The sequence below is a fragment of the Acetobacterium sp. UBA5834 genome (assembly GCF_002435675.1).
GTDB classification, from domain to species: Bacteria; Bacillota; Clostridia; order Eubacteriales; family Eubacteriaceae; genus Acetobacterium; species Acetobacterium wieringae.
Map to the genome: position 1 here is coordinate 3,524 of NZ_DJGY01000056.1, position 634 is coordinate 4,157.

Annotated in this window: 1 pseudogene; it reads right to left on the reverse strand. The window is 39.0% G+C overall.

Features of this window, described 5'->3' with window-relative positions:
- Positions 1-500 (reverse strand): annotated as a pseudogene (locus B3F51_RS11425) (hypothetical protein); the annotation flags it as partial.
- Between the last annotated feature and the right edge of the window lie 134 nt (positions 501-634).

Genomic DNA, 634 nt, shown 5'->3' on the forward strand with positions numbered 1-634 from the left:
AGCTCTTCCAGATAAACCTCGATATCGCCAGCAAGGTTATACGCATTAGCTTTTTCTTTGTTAGTGGCTGATAAGCCAGCGGGACGTCTTGGGTCAACATCAATGAGGATATACTGAATACTTTCGATATCAGAATCAGCGGTGGTTTGTTTGGCATGGGTTGTCAGATGATTGGGACTTCTGTCTTTGAGTTCTGGATTCACCAGGTTTGTGGTCATGAAAATATTGTACTTCCCATCATAGAGGATCGCTTCTGAAACCATTTGTTCCAGATCATCGAAGTAACCAGATATCGTACCGCGATCAGTATTAAGTATCCGAATTTCTGTCAATTCACCGACACGTTTAAACTTTGCAATCGCTTCGGGGATTTTTTTTAGCGCTTGCATTGCTTCCATTTTTTCATCCCTAAAAATGACATCCTTAGAAATCTGACTGTTTGATTGTCCATTGAATCCCGACGGTGCCGCTGTCGACTGTCTTACTACTTTCTTTACCATATTATCTTCTTTCCTATCTATTCTTAAATTTCAAGGGATTTCGAAACCCATCCCTTGATCGTATTTTTTTTAAATGAGTGCTTTTCTATGACAATTATTTTAAATTTTAATCTTCTCGATTTGGCCAGATTTCA